Annotated in this window: 20 protein-coding genes and 1 tRNA gene; 13 read left to right on the forward strand and 8 right to left on the reverse strand. The window is 67.9% G+C overall.

All coding sequences use genetic code 11. The features are described from left to right. Positions 1 to 3 precede the first annotated feature (3 nt). From CLV29_RS00465 to CLV29_RS00475, 3 genes are all read left to right on the forward strand, one after another. Positions 4 to 924 (forward strand): 4-(cytidine 5'-diphospho)-2-C-methyl-D-erythritol kinase, encoded by a 921-nt coding sequence (locus tag CLV29_RS00465; protein WP_243831645.1) that lies wholly within the window; start codon positions 4 to 6, stop codon positions 922 to 924. 191 nt (positions 925 to 1115) lie between these two features. Next, a complete protein-coding gene (locus CLV29_RS00470; protein WP_133753146.1) occupies positions 1116 to 1616 on the forward strand; it encodes a MarR family winged helix-turn-helix transcriptional regulator in 501 nt (166 codons plus the stop codon). Between the two features lie 30 nt (positions 1617 to 1646). After that, positions 1647 to 2126: a YbaK/EbsC family protein gene (locus CLV29_RS00475; protein ID WP_208292693.1), complete on the forward strand. Its 480-nt coding sequence runs from the start codon at positions 1647 to 1649 to the stop codon at positions 2124 to 2126. Here the strand turns inward: CLV29_RS00475 and CLV29_RS00480 are convergent. Beyond that, positions 2113 to 2811, reverse strand: a complete 699-nt coding sequence (locus tag CLV29_RS00480) for a TetR/AcrR family transcriptional regulator (RefSeq protein ID WP_208292694.1) — start codon at positions 2809 to 2811, stop codon at positions 2113 to 2115. The two genes, CLV29_RS00475 and CLV29_RS00480, sit on opposite strands and share 14 nt — an antisense overlap. A 69-nt stretch (positions 2812 to 2880) precedes the next feature. On the opposite strand from CLV29_RS00480, the gene CLV29_RS00485 reads away from it, so the two are divergent. From CLV29_RS00485 to CLV29_RS00500, 4 genes are all read left to right on the forward strand, one after another. After that, positions 2881 to 2962: transfer RNA gene (locus CLV29_RS00485), tRNA-Gln, on the forward strand. A gap of 98 nt (positions 2963 to 3060) precedes the next feature. Beyond that, positions 3061 to 3921 (forward strand): ribokinase, encoded by an 861-nt coding sequence (locus CLV29_RS00490; RefSeq protein ID WP_133753147.1) that lies wholly within the window; start codon positions 3061 to 3063, stop codon positions 3919 to 3921. A 260-nt stretch (positions 3922 to 4181) separates the two neighbouring features. After that, positions 4182 to 5639 carry a bifunctional UDP-N-acetylglucosamine diphosphorylase/glucosamine-1-phosphate N-acetyltransferase GlmU gene (gene glmU, locus CLV29_RS00495; protein WP_133753148.1) on the forward strand — a complete coding sequence of 486 codons (1458 nt, stop codon included), beginning with the start codon at positions 4182 to 4184 and terminating at the stop codon, positions 5637 to 5639. A gap of 67 nt (positions 5640 to 5706) precedes the next feature. Further along, entirely contained in the window at positions 5707 to 6684 is a 978-nt protein-coding gene (locus tag CLV29_RS00500) for a ribose-phosphate diphosphokinase (RefSeq protein WP_133753149.1), read from the forward strand. An 86-nt stretch (positions 6685 to 6770) separates the two neighbouring features. On the opposite strand, the gene CLV29_RS00505 is transcribed toward CLV29_RS00500, so the two are convergent. The 5 genes from CLV29_RS00505 to CLV29_RS00525 all read right to left on the reverse strand — a co-directional run bounded on the left by CLV29_RS00505 (position 6771) and on the right by CLV29_RS00525 (position 10986). After that, positions 6771 to 7127, reverse strand: a complete 357-nt coding sequence (locus tag CLV29_RS00505) for a carboxymuconolactone decarboxylase family protein (RefSeq protein ID WP_208292695.1) — start codon at positions 7125 to 7127, stop codon at positions 6771 to 6773. Positions 7128 to 7174: 47 nt separating this feature from the next. Beyond that, the gene (locus CLV29_RS16925; protein WP_279586472.1) at positions 7175 to 7570 is read right to left on the reverse strand and encodes a MerR family transcriptional regulator; all 396 of its coding nucleotides are present in this window, start codon (positions 7568 to 7570) and stop codon (positions 7175 to 7177) included. Between the two features lie 155 nt (positions 7571 to 7725). Further along, positions 7726 to 8199, reverse strand: coding sequence for an HNH endonuclease signature motif containing protein (locus CLV29_RS00515; protein ID WP_133753152.1), 474 nt, complete (start codon positions 8197 to 8199; stop codon positions 7726 to 7728). Positions 8200 to 8333: 134 nt separating this feature from the next. Next, positions 8334 to 9284 carry a DUF222 domain-containing protein gene (locus CLV29_RS00520; protein ID WP_133753153.1) on the reverse strand — a complete coding sequence of 317 codons (951 nt, stop codon included), beginning with the start codon at positions 9282 to 9284 and terminating at the stop codon, positions 8334 to 8336. Between the two features lie 802 nt (positions 9285 to 10086). Next, entirely contained in the window at positions 10087 to 10986 is a 900-nt protein-coding gene (locus CLV29_RS00525; RefSeq protein ID WP_133753154.1) for an alpha/beta hydrolase, read from the reverse strand. Between the two features lie 379 nt (positions 10987 to 11365). Between CLV29_RS00525 and CLV29_RS00530 the strand changes: the two genes are divergently transcribed. The 4 genes from CLV29_RS00530 (at position 11366) to CLV29_RS00545 (ending at position 14909) form a co-directional block, all read left to right on the forward strand. Beyond that, the gene (locus CLV29_RS00530; protein ID WP_133753155.1) at positions 11366 to 12046 is read left to right on the forward strand and encodes a 50S ribosomal protein L25/general stress protein Ctc; all 681 of its coding nucleotides are present in this window, start codon (positions 11366 to 11368) and stop codon (positions 12044 to 12046) included. After that, on the forward strand, positions 12043 to 12651 hold the full coding sequence (pth, locus tag CLV29_RS00535) for an aminoacyl-tRNA hydrolase (protein WP_133753156.1): 609 nt from the start codon (positions 12043 to 12045) through the stop codon (positions 12649 to 12651). Before CLV29_RS00530 ends, pth begins: the two co-directional genes overlap by 4 nt. 89 nt (positions 12652 to 12740) lie before the next feature. Beyond that, on the forward strand, positions 12741 to 13748 hold the full coding sequence (gene fgd, locus CLV29_RS00540) for a glucose-6-phosphate dehydrogenase (coenzyme-F420) (protein ID WP_208292696.1): 1008 nt from the start codon (positions 12741 to 12743) through the stop codon (positions 13746 to 13748). Between the two features lie 3 nt (positions 13749 to 13751). Further along, on the forward strand, positions 13752 to 14909 hold the full coding sequence (locus tag CLV29_RS00545) for a HEAT repeat domain-containing protein (protein ID WP_133753158.1): 1158 nt from the start codon (positions 13752 to 13754) through the stop codon (positions 14907 to 14909). On the opposite strand, the gene CLV29_RS00550 is transcribed toward CLV29_RS00545, so the two are convergent. After that, positions 14910 to 16478: a HEAT repeat domain-containing protein gene (locus CLV29_RS00550; RefSeq protein ID WP_133753159.1), complete on the reverse strand. Its 1569-nt coding sequence runs from the start codon at positions 16476 to 16478 to the stop codon at positions 14910 to 14912. Positions 16479 to 16528: 50 nt separating this feature from the next. Then, on the reverse strand, positions 16529 to 16963 hold the full coding sequence (locus CLV29_RS00555) for a MarR family winged helix-turn-helix transcriptional regulator (RefSeq protein ID WP_133753160.1): 435 nt from the start codon (positions 16961 to 16963) through the stop codon (positions 16529 to 16531). Positions 16964 to 17036: 73 nt separating this feature from the next. On the opposite strand from CLV29_RS00555, the gene CLV29_RS00560 reads away from it, so the two are divergent. Both CLV29_RS00560 and mfd read left to right on the forward strand, forming a co-directional pair. Next, positions 17037 to 18284 (forward strand): multidrug effflux MFS transporter, encoded by a 1248-nt coding sequence (locus tag CLV29_RS00560; RefSeq protein WP_133753161.1) that lies wholly within the window; start codon positions 17037 to 17039, stop codon positions 18282 to 18284. 10 nt (positions 18285 to 18294) lie between these two features. Then, positions 18295 to 21876 carry a transcription-repair coupling factor gene (gene mfd / locus CLV29_RS00565; RefSeq protein ID WP_133753162.1) on the forward strand — a complete coding sequence of 1194 codons (3582 nt, stop codon included), beginning with the start codon at positions 18295 to 18297 and terminating at the stop codon, positions 21874 to 21876. Positions 21877 to 21900: the final 24 nt, after the last annotated feature.

The raw sequence follows: 21900 nt of genomic DNA on the forward strand, positions 1-21900 counted from the left end.
CCCGTGGTTTCCCAAGTGGTCAGCAACCGGGTGTCGGTCCGCGTTCCGGCCAAGATCAATCTCGCGTTGGCCGTCGGTCCCAGGGCCGATGACGGCTATCACCCGCTGACCACCGTCTTCGAGGCTGTGTCGCTGTTCGACGAACTGCAGGTGGAGGCGACCGATGCCGCCGGAATCTCGGTGAAGGTCACCGGTCTCGGCGCCGAACACGTCCCCACCGATCCGCGGAATCTCGCGGTGCAGGCCGCGCAACTGCTGGCCGACACCTTCGAGATCGACACCGACGGTCTGGCGATCACCATTCGTAAGGGAATCCCGGTCTCCGGGGGCATGGCCGGCGGGTCAGCCGACGCCGCCGGGGCGCTGCTCGCCTGTTCGGTGCTGTGGGACATCGACATCGACGCCGACGAGATCCGTGCACTCGCCGCCGAGCTGGGCAGTGACGTCCCCTTCGCCCTGCTCGGAGGTACGGCCATCGGCACCGGGCGGGGGACCGAGTTGGTGCCGGTGCTGAACCGCGGCCGGCGCCACTGGGTGCTGGTCTTCGGGGAGAGCGGTCTGTCCACCGCCGAGGTCTACCGCCGCTTCGACGAACTGCGGCCCGACGGTTGTGAACTGGAGGTCCCCGACGACCTGATGGCGGCGCTCACCGCCGGGCCGGTGACGAAACTGGCCGACTCCCTGCGCAACGACCTGGCCGAGGCTGCGCTCGACCTGCGCCCGGAACTGGCCGACACCTTGGCCGAAGGAGTGGACGTCGGGGCACTGGCCGGTCTGCTCTCCGGATCGGGACCGACCTGTGCCTTCCTCTGTGCCGACGAGTCCGCCGCGATCGACGTCTCCGGGCGGTTGTCGCGCTCCCTTCCTCCGGATCGGGTACGGCGGGTGACCGGGCCGGTGCCCGGAGCCCGCCTGCTCGGGTGAGTTCTCAGTCCTCGACCGACGACCAGGACCCGCCCGCCGGGGGCAGCTGCCGGCGTAGCGTCGTGAACGCCTGATCGCCTCCGACAGCTGTGACCGGCGGGTCGCCGCGGACCACGTCGAGACGTCCATCAGATCAGTGTTCCATGGCACAGTGCACCGGAATCGCTGGCGGTTACCTCTAGGGTGATGCCATGGAGTCGGACGAGGTCGATCGCGTCGTCGACGCGTGGGCCCGGGAACGGCCCGATCTCGACCTGACGCCGATGTACGTGATGAGCCGGGTCAGCCGGTTGGCCCAGCAGCTGGACCGTGCCCGATCGGCAGCCTTCAGCGGCCACGAGCTCACCGGCTGGGAGTTCGACGTGCTGGCCGCACTGCGGCGGATCGGCAAGCCCTATGTCCTCTCCCCGGGACGCTTGCTGGCCGAGACCCATGTCACCTCCGGGACCATGACCAATCGGATCGACCGGTTGGCTGCCCGCGGGCTGGTGAGCCGGGAACCGGATCCGGCCGATCGACGCGGGGTACGGGTGGCGCTGACCGAGAAGGGGCGGGTGGCCGTCGACGGCGCACTGGTCGACCTGGTCCGGATCGAGGACCAGTTGTTGTCCGGCCTGGCCGAGGAGGAACGCCAGGAGGTGGCCGACCTGCTGCGGCGGTTGATGCTCAGCTTTCCCCGCCCCACCCCCTGAAACCGCAGACACGATGAACGGAGATTGCTGGTGAACGAGCAGGTGCCGATCCCGCGGGGCAGTGAACCGGTCCGTGCGCAGCTGGCGGCAGCCGGGGTGGAGGCCCGGACCGTGGTGCTGCCCGACTCGGCCCATACCGCGAAGGCGGCAGCGACGGCGATCGGCTGCCCGCTGGGAGCGATCGCCAGCTTGCTGTTCGTGATCGATGAGGTGCCGACCCTGGTGATGACCAGCGGAGCGCACCGGGTCGACACCGAGGTCATGGCCCGGGAGCTGGGTGCGGAGTCGGTGGCGATGGCGAACGCCAAGCAGGTACGCAGCGTCACCGGTCAGGTGATCGGTGGCGTCGCCCCGATCGGGCATCCGCAGCCGGTGCCGACCGTGATCGACCGGACCCTGGCCGAGTTCGACCCGATCTGGAGCGCTGCCGGACATCCGCACACGGTGATGGCGCTGAGCTTCGAGCAACTGCGCGAACTCACCGGTGGGCGAGTGATCAGCGTCGCCTGAGTACCCGCTCGGGCTCGGTCAGTCGGGGCCTGCGTTCGATCCCGGACAGGCCGTTCCAGGCCAGGTTCACCAGATGGGCGGCGACCTGTTCCTTGCTCGGTCGGCGCTCGTCCAGCCACCACTGGCCGGTCATCGCGACCATGCCGACCAGCATCTGGGCATAGATCGGCGCGATCTGCGGGTCAAGCCTGCGCTCGGCGAAGGCGTCGGCCAACAGATCGGTGACCTGGCTGCCGACCTCGGACAAGATGGTGGCGAACGAGCCGGAGGCCTGCCCCACCCCGGACCCGCGCGACAACAGCCGGAAACCGTCGGGACGGCGTTCGATGTAGTCCAGCAGGGCCAGTGTGGCGCGTTCCAACAGCACCCGGGACTCGACGTCACTCACCACCTGCTCGGCGGGATCGGGGTCGTCGACACTGGGGTCCAATGCGGTGCGGATACCGTCGGACAACAGGCTCATCTCCCGGTCCACGACCGCGCCGTAGAGGCCTTCCTTGCCGCCGAAGTGCTCATAGACGATCGGCTTGGAGACCTCGGCGCGAGCGGCGATCTCCTCCACCGAGGCACCTTCGTACCCGTGATCGGCGAAGACCGAGCGGGCGTGACCGAGCAGCTGTTCGCGGCGCTCGGCCCGGGTCATCCGGGGCCGGCGACCGCGGGGATCGGTGGTTCGCGATGGCATCGGGCCCAGTGTGCCGGATGACGTAAGGTGTCCGGAGGCCGGACGCACGCTAAGCTGCCGGTCGATCATTCCCCGGTTGGTCTGCCGGCAGGGCCCGCCTGACTTTGAATCAGGACAAGCGACGTAGGTTCGACTCCTACCCGGGGAGCCACCTGTGTGTGTTGCGCCGATCCGCTGTTCTCCGCGAGTCTGTGCGCACGGTTGCACCCTGATCGACCTCAGGGTGGGTTCGTTGCGCAAAGGAGTGTCATGCCTGATCGGTCCGTACCCGTCGCCGTCGTCGGCACCTTGAACCTCGATCTGGTGGTCACGGTGGATCGCCGTCCGCAGGTGGGGGAGACGGTGATGGGCCGCGGACTGACCGAACGCCCCGGTGGCAAGGGAGCGAACCAGGCGCGGGCCACCGGCGCCGGCGGTGCGATGGTCGGGGTCGTCGGTGACGACGATGCGGGACGGTTGATGACTCGGGCGCTGGCCGAGGCCGGTGTGGATGTGACCCATGTGACGACCTCGCCGACCGTCAGCGGGCGGGCGATCGTGGAGGTCGACGCCGCAGGCGACAACCGGATCGTGGTGATCGCCGGGGCCAATCACGACCTGAGCGCCGACCAGGTGGTGGCCGCCCTGGACGCCCTCGACCCGCAGGTCGTGCTGACCCAGTTGGAGTCTCCGCTGGAGGTGACCGAGGCGGTTGCCGGCTGGAGCCGGGGTCACGGCCGACGGTTCATCCTGAACCCGAGCCCGGCGGTCGAGCTCGATCCCCAGCTGCTGGCGAGCGCGGACCCGCTGGTGGTCAACGCCGGTGAGGCGAGGTTCTACGCCGGCGCCGGCAGCGAGGACCCGGTGGTGCTCGTGAACCGGCTGCTGGAACGCGCCACCTCGGTGGTGATGACCCTCGGCGGGGACGGTACGGTGGTCGCCGCCGACGGCCGGATCGAGCGGATCGAGACCCAGAAGGTCGACGTCGTCGACACCACCGGTGCCGGCGACCATTTCGTCGGGGTGCTCGCCACCCTGCTCGCCGAGGGGCAGGGTCTCGTGCAGGCTGCCACCGCGGCCACTCGTGCGGCCACCGAGCTGGTCGCGACGCCGCTGTCGGCACGCTTCTGACGAGACCGCAGACCTGCGGAGAATCGGGGGCGTCCCTCGGTCCTCGGCCGCCTGTCACCTTGGGGATCCCTTCGGCAACTTTCGCCGCCCAGCTGGCTCCCAGGGGGCCATGACTGCTGACGAATTGGGTACGGTGGCGCGCCGAGCCGACACCGGGCACAGCGGGTTGCCATGACGCGGACCGCTCGAAGGTGCGAAGCACCGGCCGGGCACACGCGTTAGGATCGTGCAGGTTCGGAACCGGTCCGTGAGGAGAAGGCGTGAGCGAATCCCCCGATCAGCAGCCAGTGGCGGCACTGATCATTCTGGCCGCAGGTGCGGGCACCCGGATGAAGTCGCGGAAGTCGAAGGTTCTGCACGAGGTGGCCGGCCGGTCGATGCTCGGCTGGGCGGTGCACGCGGCCAATGGTGTGCACCCGCAGCGCCTCAGCGTGGTCGTGGGGCACCTGGCCGAGCAGGTCAGTGAGTACCTGCACGAGTTCGCCCCGGAGGCGACGACGGCCCTGCAGGCCGAGCAGCACGGGACCGGACATGCGGTGAAATGCGGTCTGGACCCGATGGGTGAGTTCAGCGGTGAGGTGGTGGTCACCTACGGCGACGTACCGCTGCTGAGTGCCGAGACCCTGCAGGCACTGGTGAGCGAGCACCGTACCGCGGCCAATGCGGTGACCGTGCTCACTGCCCGGGTTCCCGATCCGACGGGGTACGGGCGGATCGTCCGCGACGCCTCGGGCAGGATCGTCGAGATCGTCGAGGATCGCGATGCCGACGAGTCCCAGAAGCAGATCGACGAGATCAACTCCGGCATCTATGTCTTCGACGCCGAGCTGTTGCGGGCCGGTCTGGCCCAGCTCGGGTCCTCCAATGCCCAGGGTGAGCAGTACCTGACCGATGTTCTGGGGTACGCGGTGAGCCGGGACCTGCCTGTCGGCGGGTACGTGACCGAGGACCCCTGGGAGACCGAGGGGGTCAACGACCGGCAGCAGCTCGCCCGGCTGGACCGCGAGGCGAACCGACGCCAGCTCGTCCGCTGGATGAAGGCCGGGGTGACGATCGTGGACCCGCTGAGCACCCGGATCACCGCCGATGTGGGACTGGGGATCGACGTCACCTTGCAGCCGGGGACGATCCTGTCCGGCGCGACGACCGTCGGTGACGGGGCCGAGATCGGTCCCGACACCCGGTTGCACGACACCGAGGTGGGGGCCGAGGCATCGGTGATCCGGACCGAGGCCAATCTGGCCGTGATCGGGGAGCGGGCCGTGGTCGGGCCGTTCACCTACCTGCGGCCGGGCGCCGAACTCGGTGCGGGGGCCAAGGCAGGTGCCTTCGTCGAGGTGAAGGCGAGCACCATCGGCGAGGGGGCGAAGGTGCCGCACCTGTCCTACATCGGCGACACCACCATCGGCGAGCGGGCCAATGTCGGGGCCGGCACGATCGTCGCCAACTACGACGGGGTGGCCAAGCACCGGACGCTGATCGGCAAGGCGAGCTTCATCGGTTGCGGGACGACCCTGATCGCACCGGTCGAGGTCGCCGCCGGGACCTACATCGCTGCCGGCTCGACGATCACCGAGGCCGTGCCGGCCGGTGATCTCGGTGTCGCCCGCGGGCGGCAGCGCAATGTCGAGGGTTGGGTCGCGAAGCGGCGGGCGGGTACGCGTACCGCAGCAGCCGCCGAGGAGGCCGCGTCGGGCTCCTCACCTGTCGGCGAATGAGGCTTGTCTGCGCGGCCCGTCGGGGCCATGCAATGATCACCAGTGTCGTCGGCAGTCGGAGGAGACCATGAGCGGGTTGAAGAAGGTACCGGAGAAGCATTTGATGCTCTTCTCCGGTCAGGCCTATCCGGAGTTGGCCGAGGAGGTCGCCGAACTCCTCGGTTGCGGACTCACCCCGACCCGCTCGGTCTCCTATGCGAACTCCGAGATCTACGTCCGCTTCGAGGAGTCGGTACGCGGCTCCGATGCGTTCGTGATCCAGAGCCACGCTGCGCCGGTGAACGAGGCGATCATGGAACAGTTGATCATGATCGATGCGCTGAAGCGGGCTTCGGCGGATCGGATCACGGTGGTCTCGCCGTTCTATCCCTATGCGCGACAGGACAAGAAGCACGCCGGCCGGGAGCCGATCTCGGCCCGGTTGATCGCCGATCTGTACAAGGCAGCCGGTGCTGACCGGATCATGTCGGTGGACCTGCACGCGGCACAGATCCAGGGATTCTTCGACGGCCCGGTTGATCATCTGTGGGCGCTGCCGGTGCTGTCGGACTATGTGAAGGAGAAGTATGTCGGGGAGGACCTGACGATCGTCTCGCCGGATGCCGGCCGGGTACGGCTGGCCGATATGTGGACCGACAAACTGGATGCGCCGTTGGCGATCATCCACAAGCGCCGGGATCCGAATGTGGCCAACACCGTTGCCGTCTACGAGGTGGTCGGTGAGGTCGAGGGCAAGGTCTGTCTGCTGGTCGACGACATGATCGACACCGCCGGTACGATCTGCCAGGCCGCCGATGCATTGCTGGCCCGAGGAGCGAAGAAGGTGATCGCCGCGGCGACCCATCCGGTGCTCTCCGGCCCGGCCGGTGAGCGGCTCAACAACTCCGCCTTCGAGGAAGTGATCGTCACCAACACCTTGCCGATCCGGACCGATGTGGAGATGGACAAGCTGACGGTGCTGTCGATCGCGCCGCTGATCGCCCGGGCGATCCATGAGGTGTTCGAGGACGGTTCGGTGACCAAGCTGTTCGACGGGCAGTCCTGAGACGTTCGGTGAGCATACGGTCACCGCATCTGGAGCGTTGCAGGGAGTGCGGTCTGGCGCCAGCTCGAGTCCAAGGGGTCGAGCAGTCAGGTGACCGGGAGCAGGCCTCGTTCGGCGAAGACCTTCTTGGCGGTGAATGTCGCGTTCAGGGCACGGGGGAAGCCGCAGTAGACGGCGGTGTGCAGGAGCGCCTCGATGATTTGCTGCGGAGTGAGCCCGATGTTGAGAGCAGCATTGATGTGAACATCGAGCTGGGACTCGCAGCCGCCGAGCGCGGTGAGCATGCCGAGGGTCACGAGCTGCCGGTCACGGGGTTCCAGGCCGGGTCGCGAGTAGATCTCACCGAACCCCCAGGCGACAACCTGGTGGCCCAGTTCTGGGGATATGTCGCCGAGCGCGTCGATGACGTTCGCGCCGGCAGTTCCGTCGATGGCGTCCAGCACCTTCTTCCCGTGCTCGAAGCGCCGCTGTCGTTCGGCACTTTCAGACATCAGTGGTTCCGTTCTGTCGACGTGTCGACGTGTCGACGTGTCGACGTGTCGGCGGGTCGGGTGAGGTCGTTGCGGTAGAGCCGGATCTTTTCGGCCAGCGCCTTCTCGTGGGAGCGCAGGAGGGTGATCTGCTCGCGGAGACCGGCCTGATGTGCTTGGAGTAGTCGCAGGCGGGCCTCCGTCGTCACCGGTCCCTGCTCGCGAAGGGCGGCGTACTCGCGCATCTGCGAGATCGGCATGCCCGTTTCCCTGAGACGCAACAAGAACCTCACCCACTCCACGTCCGCACTCGAGTATCGGCGTTGGTTCCCCGAGTTCCGGGCCACGGGCCGGATCAGCTCAGCACGCTCGTAGAAGCGCAATGTATGTGCTGTCACCCCAGTCGCCTCGGCCATCTGAGCCACCGTGAGACCTGCCTCGTCCTCTGCCACGTCAGCAGGCTAGAAGTTCGAGCACGCTCCAAGTCAAGGTTGAACATGAACACCAAAGTTGGTGCGTCGTCGGGCCGGGTGGGCCCGGCCGCGCCGCCACGATGACGGGAACACCACACTCAGAACCGCGGTGGCTCGGGATCCGCTGCTGGCGGACGGTCGGGCCGTCGTCGGCGCCGCGGGGGTGGCAATGAGGTCGCTCCCGGAATTGTCGGCAGTGGAGTCGAGCCGATCGCGGGTGTGATCGGATCCGTGCCCGCAGGAAAGCTCAGTGGACCGTGTCGCCGGAAGATCTCACCGGACGGGCTGACCCACTCGAAGTCGGTGCTGCCGGTGCGCCGGTACCGCCAACCGTGGAACGTCTTCAGCCGGTGATGCCGTCGACACAGTGGTGCCAGGTTGTCGGTGATGGTCGGCCCGCCTGCGTTGAAGACAACGATGTGGTCGAGGTCGCACTTCGCCGATGGGCGACTGCACCAGGGGAAGATGCAGGTCGGGTGGGTGAGTCTGACCTGTTCGCGGATCCGTGCGGTCGGTACGTAGGAGTCGGTCACCGCGGGTTGGTTCAGATCGATCACTGGTCGTACGGTCACGGTGACTCCGGGGGATCCACACCAACGGCGGATCTGTTCGGCAGTGATCACGGCGCCTGTGGAGGCGACCATCCCCAGTTGATCATCGGTCTGGCCAGTCACGGAATCGAGCTGGGTGACCAACTGCAAGTCGATCAATCGCGGCGCCGGCATCGACGCCTCGATCGATTGGGGATGTGCGTCCGATGAGGACCCGGGGAGCGCATATCGTCGCCGGAGTCAACAGGAACCGCGTCGCCGGATCGATCCACGACCGTCGAGTGTCTCGCGGGTGTGGACGGCTGAGTGCCTGGCGTTGGCGGCAGGGACGCCGACGTCGGTGCCGGTGTCCCCGCAGACGCAGCCTCTGGTGTCACACCTCCGGCCGCGGGCAAGGGTGTCTGCCGGCGAGCCAGCTCGCCCAGGGCGAGAGCGCGACGGGCATTGAGACCCTCGGCGGAACCCCAGGCCTTCTGCTGAGCGGCACCGTACTGCAGGGCCTTCTCCAGGTCGGCGCCATCGACAGCGTCGAGGATTGCGCTGACCTCGGCAACTGCGTTGACGCGGGTGTCACCGGTCCGGATCGTCACATGGCGCTCGTCGAACACCTCGCTGTCGGCGCGCTCTCCGGTGACGCGTCGTGCTGCCTCGACCGTCCGTTCGAGCTGACTGACGCAGACACGGCCGGCAAAGGTGACCAGCTGGCGATCGACCCAGGCGGCGGCGCCATGGCTGAGCGTCATCGTCCGGGCGGCGACCCGCCGAGCATGATCGGCCGACAGATCAAGTCGGGTGACGCGCTCCCAGAGCAAGGGAAGTCGGTGCCGGAGCTCGAGCGCCTCGGCCAGCAAACGCTCACCCCCAGCAGTGCTCAACCCGAGCAGTGCGGCGAACTCGGCGACGGATCCCGGCTCCACCTCAGGAGTGCCCTCGCCGGCGAAACGAGAAACCGTCTCCACACCGGACGGGTTGGTCAGGTCACCGAGCCACGGGTGGGAATCGGCCCAGTGGCAGGCTGCCTGAAGTTGATCACGCTGAGCAGCTCGAAGACGCAACATCACCGCACGCAACTCTGCATGCTCGGCGACGATGTGGTCCGCTGTCATGGAATCAATCTAACTGCCAGGTCTGACACTCGGGGTTGCTCAAATCTGTTGTCCACAGGTGGATTGCGGAGTTCCTCCTGTTCGAGGTGTTAGCATGCTGACCGGTGTGATCACGGTCGATGGGGCCCGTGTCTGCGGTGGTCGTGGTGAGCGCGACTGTTGGGAAGGTGATACTGGGCGTCGGGTGCTTCGTCGCGGGTGGAGCTTTGGGGTCTTCGTGGACGGGCCCGGCTCCTCTGGTCGGGTCTGCGACCGGGAATCACCGACCGCATCGCCGCCCGAGGACGAGAGTTCCGTCGCAGGCTCCGGTCCTCTCGCCCTTTTACGCCCACCACACCTGCGATGCGGTCGGAGATTCCCGGTTCAGCGGTGCCGATCCACTGTTGGCGGGGTCGATCCCCGGTTCGCGGTTCGCGGTTCGATTCCCGCGGTTGGCGGGGGCGATCTCCGGTTCGCTGTTGGCGGGTCCGATTCCCACTGTTGGCGGGGTCGATCCCCGGTTCGCTGTTGGCGGGTCCGATACCCGCGGTGGCGGGGTCGATTTCCGGTTCCGATTCGCGATCCCCGGTCCGGGTGCGGAATCGGGGATGGGCCCGGGGTGGCTTGCGCAGTTCAGGTGCCGGGTGAGCAGGGTGCTCGGGTGTTCCCGTGCTGCCCTTCCGGTCCGAGGCCGGCCGAGCGTGGGACGGTCTCATCCGTACTTGCTCCCCGCGTGATTCCTCAGCCGTTCGTCGAAGCTCAACTGGGATTTGGGGTCGGACCCACGCGACCATCCGGGAAACTCGGCCACGACGGCCGCGCCTCAGTCGAGGACGGACCTCGCCACGCGCTGCACGCCCTCGCCCAGGACGATCGTGTAGTGGTTGACGTCGCCGACCTCGGTGATCCGGACCTCCGGAAGTGTGGTCGCCCAGGCATCGAGATAGCCCGGTGGGTACAGCGGCGACTTGTCCAGCAAACCGTGCGGTGCCCGTAGCACCTCGGCGCGGTGCTGCAAGCGAGCACTGACCTGTTCATTCGCCCCGCCGACGAACAACTCGGCGAAATCGGCCAACATCGCCTCGGACGAGGTACGCGCATGCAGGTGCGGCGGCTCGCCGGTCAGGTCATAGGCCGCGTAGGCCTCGACCGCCGGGCTCCAGTGATCACGCAGCGCCGGATGCTCCCGAAACTGCGCGACGTACTCCTCCCGGCTGGTGAAGGTACGGGACAACCGATGCGCGGCCGGACCGAGGGCAGCATGAGCCACCTCGTCCAGCGGCGTGTGCGCCATACCCGGTGGTTTCGGCAGCGGGGCGCCACCGTCGACGAGTACCAACCGCTCGACCAGCTCGGGGTACTGCACCGCCAGGGTGATCGCCACGAAGGCACCCATCGAATGCCCCACCACCACGACCGGGCGATCGGTGGTCTGCCGCAGCGCCAGCGCACAATCGGCGGCATGGCGTTCCATCCCGAACGGACCCGGCAGATCACTGCTGGCACCACGGCCCCGCAGATCCGGCGTCAGCATCGGGGTGTCGGGCAGCGCCTGGTGCAGACCGGCCCAAGCCAGATGGTTGCCCGTGATGCCATGGATGGCGAGCACCTCCGGGACGCCGGTCCCGAACTGGAAGCAGGACAGATCCCCGTCACCGGTGGGAACGGTCACTGGCGTCGTCGCGGGAACCTCGGTCGAGGTCGGGTCGGTGCTGTCGGTCATTGCTGGCCTTTCCGCCGGGACTCCAATTCTGTCCCGACTTGGCGGGCAGTCAAGGACCCGCCCTGTCGGTACGGGCCGGCCGCTTCGGCCACCGCCGCAACTGCGCCTTCGTGACCTGCCGCCGAGCAGCCAACGTGAGCTCCATCCCCGATGCTCCCTCACGCGGGCACTTGCGGATGAGGCAACGAACCCACCCACGCGGGCATCTTCAATGAGTCAACGCGGCAACTTCCCAGATCGGGCACGAGAACGTATCATTGCCGGGTTGCCATGGCGAGGGAGTGAGAGCTCCGTGATCGACAGGGCCCGGGTCCGTACCCGGCCGGCAGAGCAATCTGCGTTCATCCTCGCCGTCATCGACAGGTTGGAGGACCACACAATGGCTGACATCATCACTCTCAACGCCGAAGCGCGGGACGCGTTCGGCAAGGGCGCTGCCCGCCGTATCCGCCGCGCCGACAAGGTTCCGGCGGTCATCTACGGACACGGCATGGATCCGGTCCACATCACCTTGCCGGGTCACGAGACCCTGCTGGCGCTGCGCAACTCGAACGCCCTGCTGACCATCGAGCTCAGCGGCTCCGAAAGCCAGCTCGCCCTGCCCAAGCAGGTGCAGCGCGACCCGATCAAGGGCACCATCGAGCATGTCGACCTGATCGCGGTGAAGCGCGGTGAGAAGGTCACCGTGGAGGTGCCGCTCACCGTCACCGGTGAGGCCGCCCCGGACACCGTGGTGATGCTGGACCTGCAGACCATCGGTCTGGAGGTGCTGGCCACCAATATCCCCGAGGAGATCGAGATCTCGGTCGAGGGTCTCGAGGCCGGTACGCAGATCCTGGCCGAGCAGCTCAAGCTGCCGGAGGGTGCAGAACTCGCCGGACACGAGGCGGACTCGCTGATCGTCAACGTGACCAATGCCCCGACCCAGGCCGAGCTGGACGCCGAGCTGGCCGAGGCCGAGGCCGAGGCCGGCATCGAGCCGACCCTGGACGAGGACGCCGAGGCTGCCGAGGGCCAGGAGCCCGGTGACGGCGAATCCGAGGGTGACTCGCAGGAGTGAGCAGTTCCGCGCCGTGGCTGGTCGTCGGGCTCGGCAACCCCGGGCCCGGCTATGCCGGCAATCGGCACAATGTCGGCTTCTTCGTCGCCGACGCCTTGGCATCCCGCGCCGGAGTGAAGTTCACCGCTCCGCGCGGGATGCGCGCCGAGGTCGCCGAGACCCGGCTGACCGCAGCCGGGATCGGTGGCATCGGCACACCGGCACAGCGGCTGGTGCTGGTGAAACCGCGTACCTACATGAACGACTCCGGTCTCGCGGTACGCAAACTGGCCGCCTTCCACAAGGTCCCGGCCGAACAGGTGATCGTGATCCACGACGAACTGGACCTCGACCTGGGCCGGATCCGGGTCAAGCTCGGTGGCGGTGACAACGGGCACAACGGACTGAAGTCGATCCGGGCCCATCTCGGCACCGGTGACTTCCCGCGGATCCGGTTCGGCATCGGACGTCCGCCGGGCCGGATGGAGGTCCAGGCCTGGGTGCTGTCGGACTTCCGCCCCGCCGACCGGGCCGAGGTCGAGTTGCAGACCGAGAACTGTGCCGATGCGGTCGAGGTGTTGGTCAACGACGGCCTGTCGGCCGCGCAGAACCGCTTCAACTCCTGACCGGCTGCACGTACCCGCCGAGACAGGGCAGCGTAGGCTGAGTCATCCCGATGCCGAACGCTTCGGGTGTGCGAAGGAGTGGTGGAACGGTGGAACTGAAACTCGGGTACAAGGCCTCGGCCGAACAGTTCGCGCCACGCGAGCTGGTCGAGCTCGCGGTCCGCGCCGAAGCCAGTGGGATGGACTCGGCCACGGTCAGCGACCACTTCCAGCCGTGGCGGCACAAGGGTGGCCACGCCCCGTTCTCCCTGGCCTGGATGACCGCGGTGGGTGAGCGTACCGAGCGGCTGCAGTTGGGGACCTCGGTACTCACCCCGACCTTCCGGTACAACCCGGCGGTGATCGCCCAGGCCTTCGCCACCATGGCCTGTCTGTATCCGGACCGGATCTTCCTCGGCGTCGGTACCGGTGAGGCACTGAACGAGATCGCCACCGGTTTCGACGGTGAATGGCCCGAGTTCAAGGAGCGCTTCGCCCGGCTCCGGGAGGCCGTGAAGCTGATGCGTGAGCTCTGGCAGGGCGATCGGGTCGACTTCGACGGTGAGTACTACAAGCTGAAGGGTGCCTCGATCTACGACGTACCCGAGGGCGGCGTCCCGATCTACATCGCTGCCGGCGGACCGATGGTCGCGCGCTATGCCGGTCGGGCCGGTGACGGATTCATCTGCACCTCCGGCAAGGGAATGGAGCTCTACACCGAGAAGCTGATCCCGAGCGTCGTCGAGGGCGCGGAGAAGGTCGGCCGGGATCCGTCCACGATCGACAAGATGATCGAGATCAAGATCTCCTACGACACCGATCCCGAGCTCGCACTGGAGAACACCCGGTTCTGGGCGCCGTTGTCGCTGAGCGCCGAGCAGAAGCATTCGATCAACGACCCGATCGAGATGGAGGAGGCCGCCGACGCGCTGCCGATCGAGCAGGTGGCGAAGCGATGGATCGTGGCCTCCGATCCCGATCAGGCCGTCGAACAGGTCAAGGCCTATGTCGATGCCGGATTGAACCATCTGGTCTTCCACGCCCCGGGTCATGATCAACGCCGGTTCCTCGACCTGTTCTCCCGCGATCTCGAACCGCGGTTGCGCAAGCTCGGCTGACTCGTGGTGGGCCCGGAGCCACTGCGGATCGGTGAGGTCGCCCGTCGCAGCGGTCTGAGCGTGCGGGCGCTGCGGCACTACGACGACCTCGGGCTGCTGGTGCCCAGTGAACGGACCTGGGGTGATCACCGGCTGTACTCCGCAGAGGACCTTCGACGGCTGCTGTCGATCCAGAACCTGAAGTCGATCGGGTTGTCGCTGCCCGAGATCCAGGCTGCGCTGGACGAACCGGGGTTCTCGGCCGCCGAAGCCCTCACCGAGCACCTGCACGCGGTCGACGAGCAGATCACCCGGTTGCAGGCACTGCGACAGCGTCTGACCGAGCTGCAGGGGACGGCCGACAAGAACTGGTCACAGGTGTTGGACACGATCGAACTGTCCGAACGGCTGAACCGCGCCGAAGTCCATCAGCGGATCAGCGCCGCACTGGACACGCACCTGCCCGAGGACGTGCCGGTGCTCGCCCAGCACCTGGTCAGCGACCCCGATCCCGGGGTACGAGAGGTGCTGTCCTGGGCGCTGGCGCAACACCCCGAGCGGGCACTGCCGGAACTGGTCGCTCGGATCGATGATCATGATCCTGCGGTACGTCGGCAGGTCGCCCACACCCTGGGCAAACTGGCAGGCCCCCAAGTGGTGCCCGGATTGCAGCAGCTGTTCGCCGATGCCGACCCGCAGGTGGTCGCCAGTGCGGCATTCGGCCTCGGCCGGACCGGTGACCAGCGGGCGCTCGACACCTTGGTCGATGCCCTGGGTGCCGAGCCGGCCGAAGTCATCTCGACCGCGATAGCCGACTTCGGCCCACCTGCGTTGGAGCCGGTGGCGCAGCGGCTGTCCGATCCCGACCCGGGGGTGCGGGAACGGGCCGCCGAGATCCTCGGACTGATCGGCGATCCTGCGGCAGCCGCGCCGTTGTCCACCGCCGCCGGTGATGCTCAGCTGCAGGTACGCTTCGCCGCCGTGCTGGCGCTCGGGCAACTGCCCGGGACCCAGGCGATGGCGGCGATCGAACGGGCTGCCCGAAGCGGCGATGATCAACTCCGGCTGCTGGCGGGGCGCCTGCTGGCCGACCGGCAACCCCCGCACGACAGCACCGGGGGAGCCGGCCGGACCGCAGATCGGGCGCCGCGCGCACGCTCCGACGATGACCCGACGCCATGATCAGCCGGAGTGTGCACGACCCAACTCCAGGCGTACCCAGTCGGTCACCTCGACTCCGGTGCCCCGGAAGTGGTCGGCGATCCGGAGCCCGAGTTCGCTGACCGAGGGCTGTTCCAGCAACACGGTCTGCTGCAGGTAGCGAACCACTGCCGAGTCCAGTCGGCGCTGCGGCACGTCGATGCCGCCGAGGTCCGTCTCGGCCCGCCTGCGTACCCGGTCGGTGGTCTCGGTCGGCACCTCGGCCGCGGTCGTCCACCGCGGGTCGGCTTCGGCCACCTGCCGTGCGGTGATCATCGCCAGGACGTCACGGCGTTCCGGCGTACCACCGGTCACCGACGCCAGGGCGGCCACCCGATGGGTCGGACCGGGACCGAGCAGATGAGTTGCGGTGTGCCCGGGCAGTCGCAGCACCCGGCCGAGTCGGACCGGTTCGCCGGCGGCCTCGGCCAGGTCGGCGATCGCCGTGCGAACCGGCCGGCCGCCGACCTCGCCGGCGAGCAGCATTTCGGGATCGATCTCTCCCCGGGAGTCCGGCGTACCGTCGCCGGCCAGCGCCGCGAGTTGTCCGGCGAGGCCGACGAACGCCTGTGAGGTCGCTGTCAGGTCGCTGGTCGTCAGCAGTTCCACCAGCACCCCCGGGCCGGCGGCGATCGTCCCGTGTGCCAGTGGCGCGACCTCGACCGGGCGCAGCGATCCCAGTGCAGCGACTCGGTCTCCGTGATGATTCCGCATCGCCGTCCTGGCCTGCAGCCGGGTGGCTCCGGTCCGTTCGGTCAGATAGGTCAGGTCGTCGATCTGCTCACCGCGTTTGTCCAGCAGTCGCCGGGCGAGGTCGGCGAGCAGCGCATCGCTTGCCCCGCTCATGGTCTGCAGCGCCCGTTCGGCCCAGGTCGACGGCAGCCGGCCCAAGGCGTTCAGGGCAGCGAAACGTACCTCGGCGTCGGCCTGATCGTCCTCAGCCGCCTCGGCCAGGGCCAGGGTCGCCGGATCGGCTGCCGGCGTGCCCAGATAGGCCAAGGTGTCGGCGGCGTGGACCCGCGACGCGACCGCTCCCGGGGAACGTACCGCCACCGCAAGCGCATCCACACCAGCGCGCCCCAATGCGCTGAACGCACTCGACATGGTGTTGCGCAACTCCTCCTCGCCCCGGCCCAGGGCGCCGATCAGCACCGGGATCACCGCTGGATTCCGGGTCTGCCCGGCAGCCCAGCACGCCCGCGCGGCCACCAACGGGTGTGCGTCGGCGACCAGTTCCACCACGAACTCGGCATCGGTGGCGCGGCCCCATTTCGAGAGCACGTGCAGGGCCTGCATCCGGGCCAGCCAATGCTCACTGCGCAAGGCGTCATGAAGGTACGGCGTGGCCTCCTCGGGCATCCGCCCGAGGGCCCAGGTGAGGGTCTCCCGGATCGCGAACTCCGGCTCGGTGCCCATGGCCTGTACGAGCGCTGCGGCGACCTCGTCGCCGGGGGACTCGGCCAGTTCCAATACCGCCTGGATGCGGACGTCGGGGTCGAGGTCTTCGATCATCGAGCGCTGCAGGGCGCTCGGCGCAGTGGTGGTGGACATGGCTCAAGGCTCGACCCTCACGCTGCGAGAGGTTCAAATCGGGACCCGGATCAGTCCCGTTCCCAGAGCTTCTCCTCGATTCTTCCGAGCAGGGCCACCGTGGTGGACAGCTCGGCATCGTCGGCGATCAGCGACAACAACAGTGCCGAGCGTTCGGCGCGTACCCGCTCGATCGTGTCCCGCGCGCGGTCGGTGAGTGACACCTCGATCACCCGGCGATCCTGTTCGGACCGGGTCCGCCGGACCAGGCCGAGTTCGGTCAGGGCACGCAGGGCGGCGCTGGTGTTGCTGCTCTTCAGCCCCAGTTGCCGTCCGAGCTCGGAGGGGCTGATCGCGTCGCGTTGGTCGATGTGGCGCAGCACCAGCACCTCCAACGGGCTCAGCGAGACGATCTCCGGATCGGTGAAGGGCAGATCGGCGATCCGCCGGGCAAGACTGACGATCAGCGCCGCCAGATCGGCAGCCTGTTCCTGGCGTTCATCCACGGTGACTCCTCCCGGTTGCTATCGTCTCATAGCTATGTAAACATAGCTATGACTTCATAGGAAAGCAGGTAGGATGAGCACACCAGACACAGCGACAGCGACGAAGGAGTCGACCACCCTCGGGGCCAGATGGCTGATACCACTGGCCCTGTTGACTGCGCTCGCACCGTTCGGCACCGACCTGTATCTGGCGGCATTCCCGACCATGGTCGACGACCTGTCCACCACCGAGTCGGGTATCCAGTTGTCATTGACCTCGTTCCTCATCGGCGCCGGTGTGGGGCAGCTGATCTTCGGACCGATCTCGGACCGCATCGGCCGGATGCGCCCGCTGGTGATCGGCCTGGTGATCGCCGTCGCGGCAGGCGTCGCCGTGGCGCTCGCGCCGACCATCACGGTGCTGGTGATCGCCCGCCTGGTACAGGGAATCTGTTCGGCTGCAGGCATGGTGATCGGCCGGGCGATGATCTCCGACCTGGCCGTCGGTGATGCCGCTGCCCGCGCGCTCAGCCTGTTGATGCTGGTCGGCGGCGTGGCCCCGGTGATCGCGCCCCTGCTCGGCAGTCTGCTGGTCGAGCCGCTCGGCTGGCGGGGCCTGATGTGGATCGTCGCCGCCCTCTGCCTGGTCGCCCTGATCGGCACCACACAACTGCGCGAGACCCTGCCGGCCGAACGCCGCGGGGGCGCCGCGACACCCTTCCATCCCTCGATGCTGTGGTCGCGGTCCTATGTCGGCAACACCCTCGGGTTCGCCTTCGGCTTCGCCACCATGATGGCCTACATCTCGGCCTCCTCCTTCCTCTACCAGGACCTGATGGGCCTCAGTACCTGGCAGTACGGTCTCGCCTTCGGCATCAATGCGCTCGGCCTGATGCTCAGCAGCGGGATCTCCGCCCGGCTGGCCGACTCGGTGGGCCCGCGCCGACTCGCCCGGATCGGGCTGTCGGTGAACGCAACCGCCATCGTGGCCATCACCGCGATCGCCCTGAGTGGCCTCGATCCGCTGTGGCTGGTGGTGCCGATCTTCTTCGCCGTCGCACCCCTCGGTCTGGTCTTCGGCAATGTCACCGCCCTGGCCCTGAGCACGGTACGGGAGGCCTCCGGCACCGGATCGGCACTGCTCGGTGCACTGCAGTTCGGCCTCGCCGGCCTGGTCGCTCCGCTGGTCAGTCTCGGCGGGGAGGGCACTGCACTGCCGATGGCGCTGACGATGCTGGTGGCGACGGTGATCGCGAACCTCGCGTTCACGCTCGGCAATCGGCGACCCGCGGGAGTCGACCGGAGCGAACCGGCGGAAAAGGACCCTTCGTCGACGCGCTAGTGTGGATCGGGTGAGCCTGTCTGCTCTCGTCTCCCGGATCGCGTCCGACCCCGTCCTCTCCGAGGTGGTCGATGACGCCCGTCGGCGTACCGTCAATGCCTTCGACCTGACCGGCCCGCCGGCGCTGCGCCCGTTCGTCGTGGCGGCCCTGGCGCAGGTGGCGCCGGTGCTGCTGGTCACCTCGACCTACCGTGAGGCGGAGAACGTCACCGCCGTTCTCGGCAGCATCCTCGACCCCGACGATGTCGCCTACTACCCGGCCTGGGAAACCCTGCCGCATGAGCGGCTGAGCCCCCGCTCGGACACCGTCGGACGGCGGTTGTCGGTGCTGCGCCGGTTCGCCGGTACCGATGAACAACCGCCGCCGAAGGTGGTCATCGCCCCCGTCCGCTCGCTGCTGCAACCGCAGGTCAAGGGTCTGGGACAGATGCGGCCGGTCCGGGTCGAGGCCGGATCCGAACACGACCCCGAGGAACTGGCCCGCGATCTGGTCGCCGCCGCCTACACCCGGGTCGACCTGGTCGAACGTCGCGGTGAGTTCACCGTCCGCGGCGGCATCCTGGACGTCTTCTCGCCCACCTCCGAGCATCCGGTCCGGATCGACTTCTTCGGTGACACCGTGGAGGAGATCCGCTCCTTCACCGTTGCCGATCAGCGCTCCTTCGGCGAGCCGCTGGCCGAGTTCACCGCCTCTCCGTGCCGGGAGATGTTGATCACCGAACAGGTACGCGAACGCGCCCTGGCCCTGCTCGATGATCATCCCGAGTTGTCGGAGATGCTGGAGAAGATCGCGCTCGGTACCGCCGTCGAGGGCATGGAGTCGCTGGCCCCGGCCCTGGTCGAGGGCGGCATGGAGCTGATGATCGACGCCCTGCCCGATGACACCATCGTGCTGATCGCCGACCCGGAGCTGATCCGTGGACGGGCCGCCGATCTGGTGACCATGAGTCAGGAGTTCCTGGCCAGTTCCTGGCAGGCTGCCGCGGCCGGGGGGAAGACCCCGATCGACCTGGCCGCCTCGGCCTACCGGGATCTGGCGCAGGTACGCGCCGAGGCCCTGGACCGCGGTCTGCTCTGGTGGACGCTGAGCCCGTTCTCCGCCGGCCCGGGCGCCGATGAGGTGATCCGTACCGATGACGGCGAGGTGGTCGACCTGTCCACCGGGCCGATGACCGGTGTGGACTCCCGTACCCTCGCTGCGCGAGCCGTCGACTCCTGGCGCGGCAACGTCGATGCCGCGATCGGTGACATCCGGCGCGCGCTGACCGCCGGCTGGCAGGTCGTCCTGGCGGCCGAGGGGACAGGTCTCGGCAAGCGCATGGTGCAGTTGCTCGGCGAGCACGAGATTCCGGCCAGGTTGGCCGATCACGAGGGTGACCTGCACGACGACGTGGTCAATGTGATCATCGCCGACCTGGCCCAGGGCTTCGTCGCCGAGGGCATCAACCTGGCCGTCTTCACCGCTGCCGATCTGTCCGGTCAGCGCACCGCCGACAAGTCGCAGCGCAAGATGCCGGCCCGGCGGAAGAACCAGATCGATCCGCTGCAACTGAGCACCGGTGACTCGGTGGTGCACGAGCAGCACGGGGTCGGTCGCTACATCGAGATGGTGCAGCGCACGATCGGTGATGCGACCCGCGAGTACCTGGTGATCGAGTACGCGCCGTCGAAGCGGGGGCAACCGGGTGACCGATTGTTCGTCCCGATGGACCAGTTGGACCAGGTCACCCGCTACGTCGGCGGGGAGAACCCGACCCTGGACAAGATGGGCGGCGCGGACTGGGCCAAGCGGAAGGGCCGTGCCCGCAAGGCGGTACGCCAGATCGCCGCCGAGTTGATCAAGCTCTACGCCGCGCGACAGGCCTCCCGCGGACATGCCTTCGGCCCGGACACGACCTGGCAGCGCGAGCTCGAGGATGCCTTCAACTACGTGGAGACACCCGATCAGCTGGCCGCCATCACCGAGGTCAAACAGGACATGGAACAGATCGTGCCGATGGACCGGCTGATCTGCGGTGACGTCGGGTACGGCAAGACCGAGATCGCGGTCCGGGCCGCATTCAAGGCGGTGCAGGACGGCAAGCAGGTGGCGGTGCTCGTACCCACGACGCTGCTGGTGCAGCAGCACTACGCGACCTTCGCCGATCGCTACGCCGGATTCCCGGTGAGAGTGGCCGGGTTGAGCCGATTCCAGACCGAGGCGGAGGCGAAGAAGGTGCGCGAGGGGGTCGCCGACGGCAGCGTCGACGTCGTCGTCGGTACCCATCGGCTGCTCAGCGGTGAGGTCGAGTTCAAGGACCTCGGCTTGGTGATCATCGACGAGGAACAGCGTTTCGGCGTCGAGCACAAGGAGGCGTTGAAACGCCTGCGGATGGACGTCGATGTGCTGGCGATGTCGGCCACCCCGATCCCGCGCACCCTGGAGATGGCGATCACCGGTATCCGGGAGATGTCGACCATCGCCACCCCGCCGGAGGAGCGGCACCCGGTACTGACCTTCGCCGGACCCTACGAGGAGGCGCAGGTCGCCGCGGCGATCCGGCGCGAGCTGATGCGGGAGGGGCAGGTCTTCTTCATCCACAACCGGGTGCAGTCGATCGAGAAGACGGCGAAGAAGATCGCCGAGCTCGTACCCGAGGCGAAGGTGGTCACCGCCCACGGCCAGATGGGGGAGGCCAAACTCGAACAGGTGATGGTCGACTTCTGGGAACGTCGCGCCGATGTGCTGGTCTGCACCACCATCGTCGAAGCTGGGTTGGACATCTCCACCGCGAACACCTTGATCATCGAACGGGCCGACCTGCTCGGGCTCTCGCAGCTGCACCAGCTGCGTGGCCGGGTGGGCCGCGGTCGGGAGCGGGGCTATGCCTACTTCCTCTACCCGCCGGACCGTTCGCTGACCGAGACCGCCCATGATCGACTGGCGACCATGACCGCCCATTCCGATCTTGGTGCGGGAATGCAGATCGCGATGAAGGACCTGGAGATCCGGGGCGCCGGAAACCTCTTGGGCGGCGAACAGTCCGGGCACATCGCCGATGTCGGTTTCGACCTCTACATCCGGTTGGTCGGCGAAGCCGTCGCCGACTTCCGTGGCGAGGGCGGCGAACCCGAGCCGGAGGTACGGATCGAGCTGCCGGTCGACGCCCACCTGCCGGAGGACTACATCGAGACCGAGCGGCTGCGCCTGGAGATGTACAAACGGTTGGCCGAGACTCGTACCCCCGACGACCTGAGCGCGGTGGTGGCCGAGATGACCGACCGCTACGGAGAGCCGACCGGTCCGGTGCTGACCCTGATCGACGTCGCCCGGTTCCGGCTCGCGGCCCGGGCTGCCGGACTGCGTGAAGTCGTCGCCCAGGGCAACTTCATCCGCTTCGGACCGGCCGAGCTGCCCGATTCGCGTCGGATGCGGCTGAAGCGGTTGCACCCGCGCGCGGTGCTGAAGGAACAGACCAAGATGGTGCTGATCCCGCGGCCCCGGGCCGAGCGGGTCGGTGGCAAACCGCCCACCGATGTGGAGCTGCTGCAGTGGGCGAGCAAGGTGGTCGAGGACATCTTCGCGCCCGTGCTGGCCCCGGCTGCCGGCTGATCCGGGCCGGTGCATCGCCCGTCG

This window comes from Naumannella halotolerans (assembly GCF_004364645.1).
GTDB lineage: Bacteria > Actinomycetota > Actinomycetes > Propionibacteriales > Propionibacteriaceae > Naumannella > Naumannella halotolerans.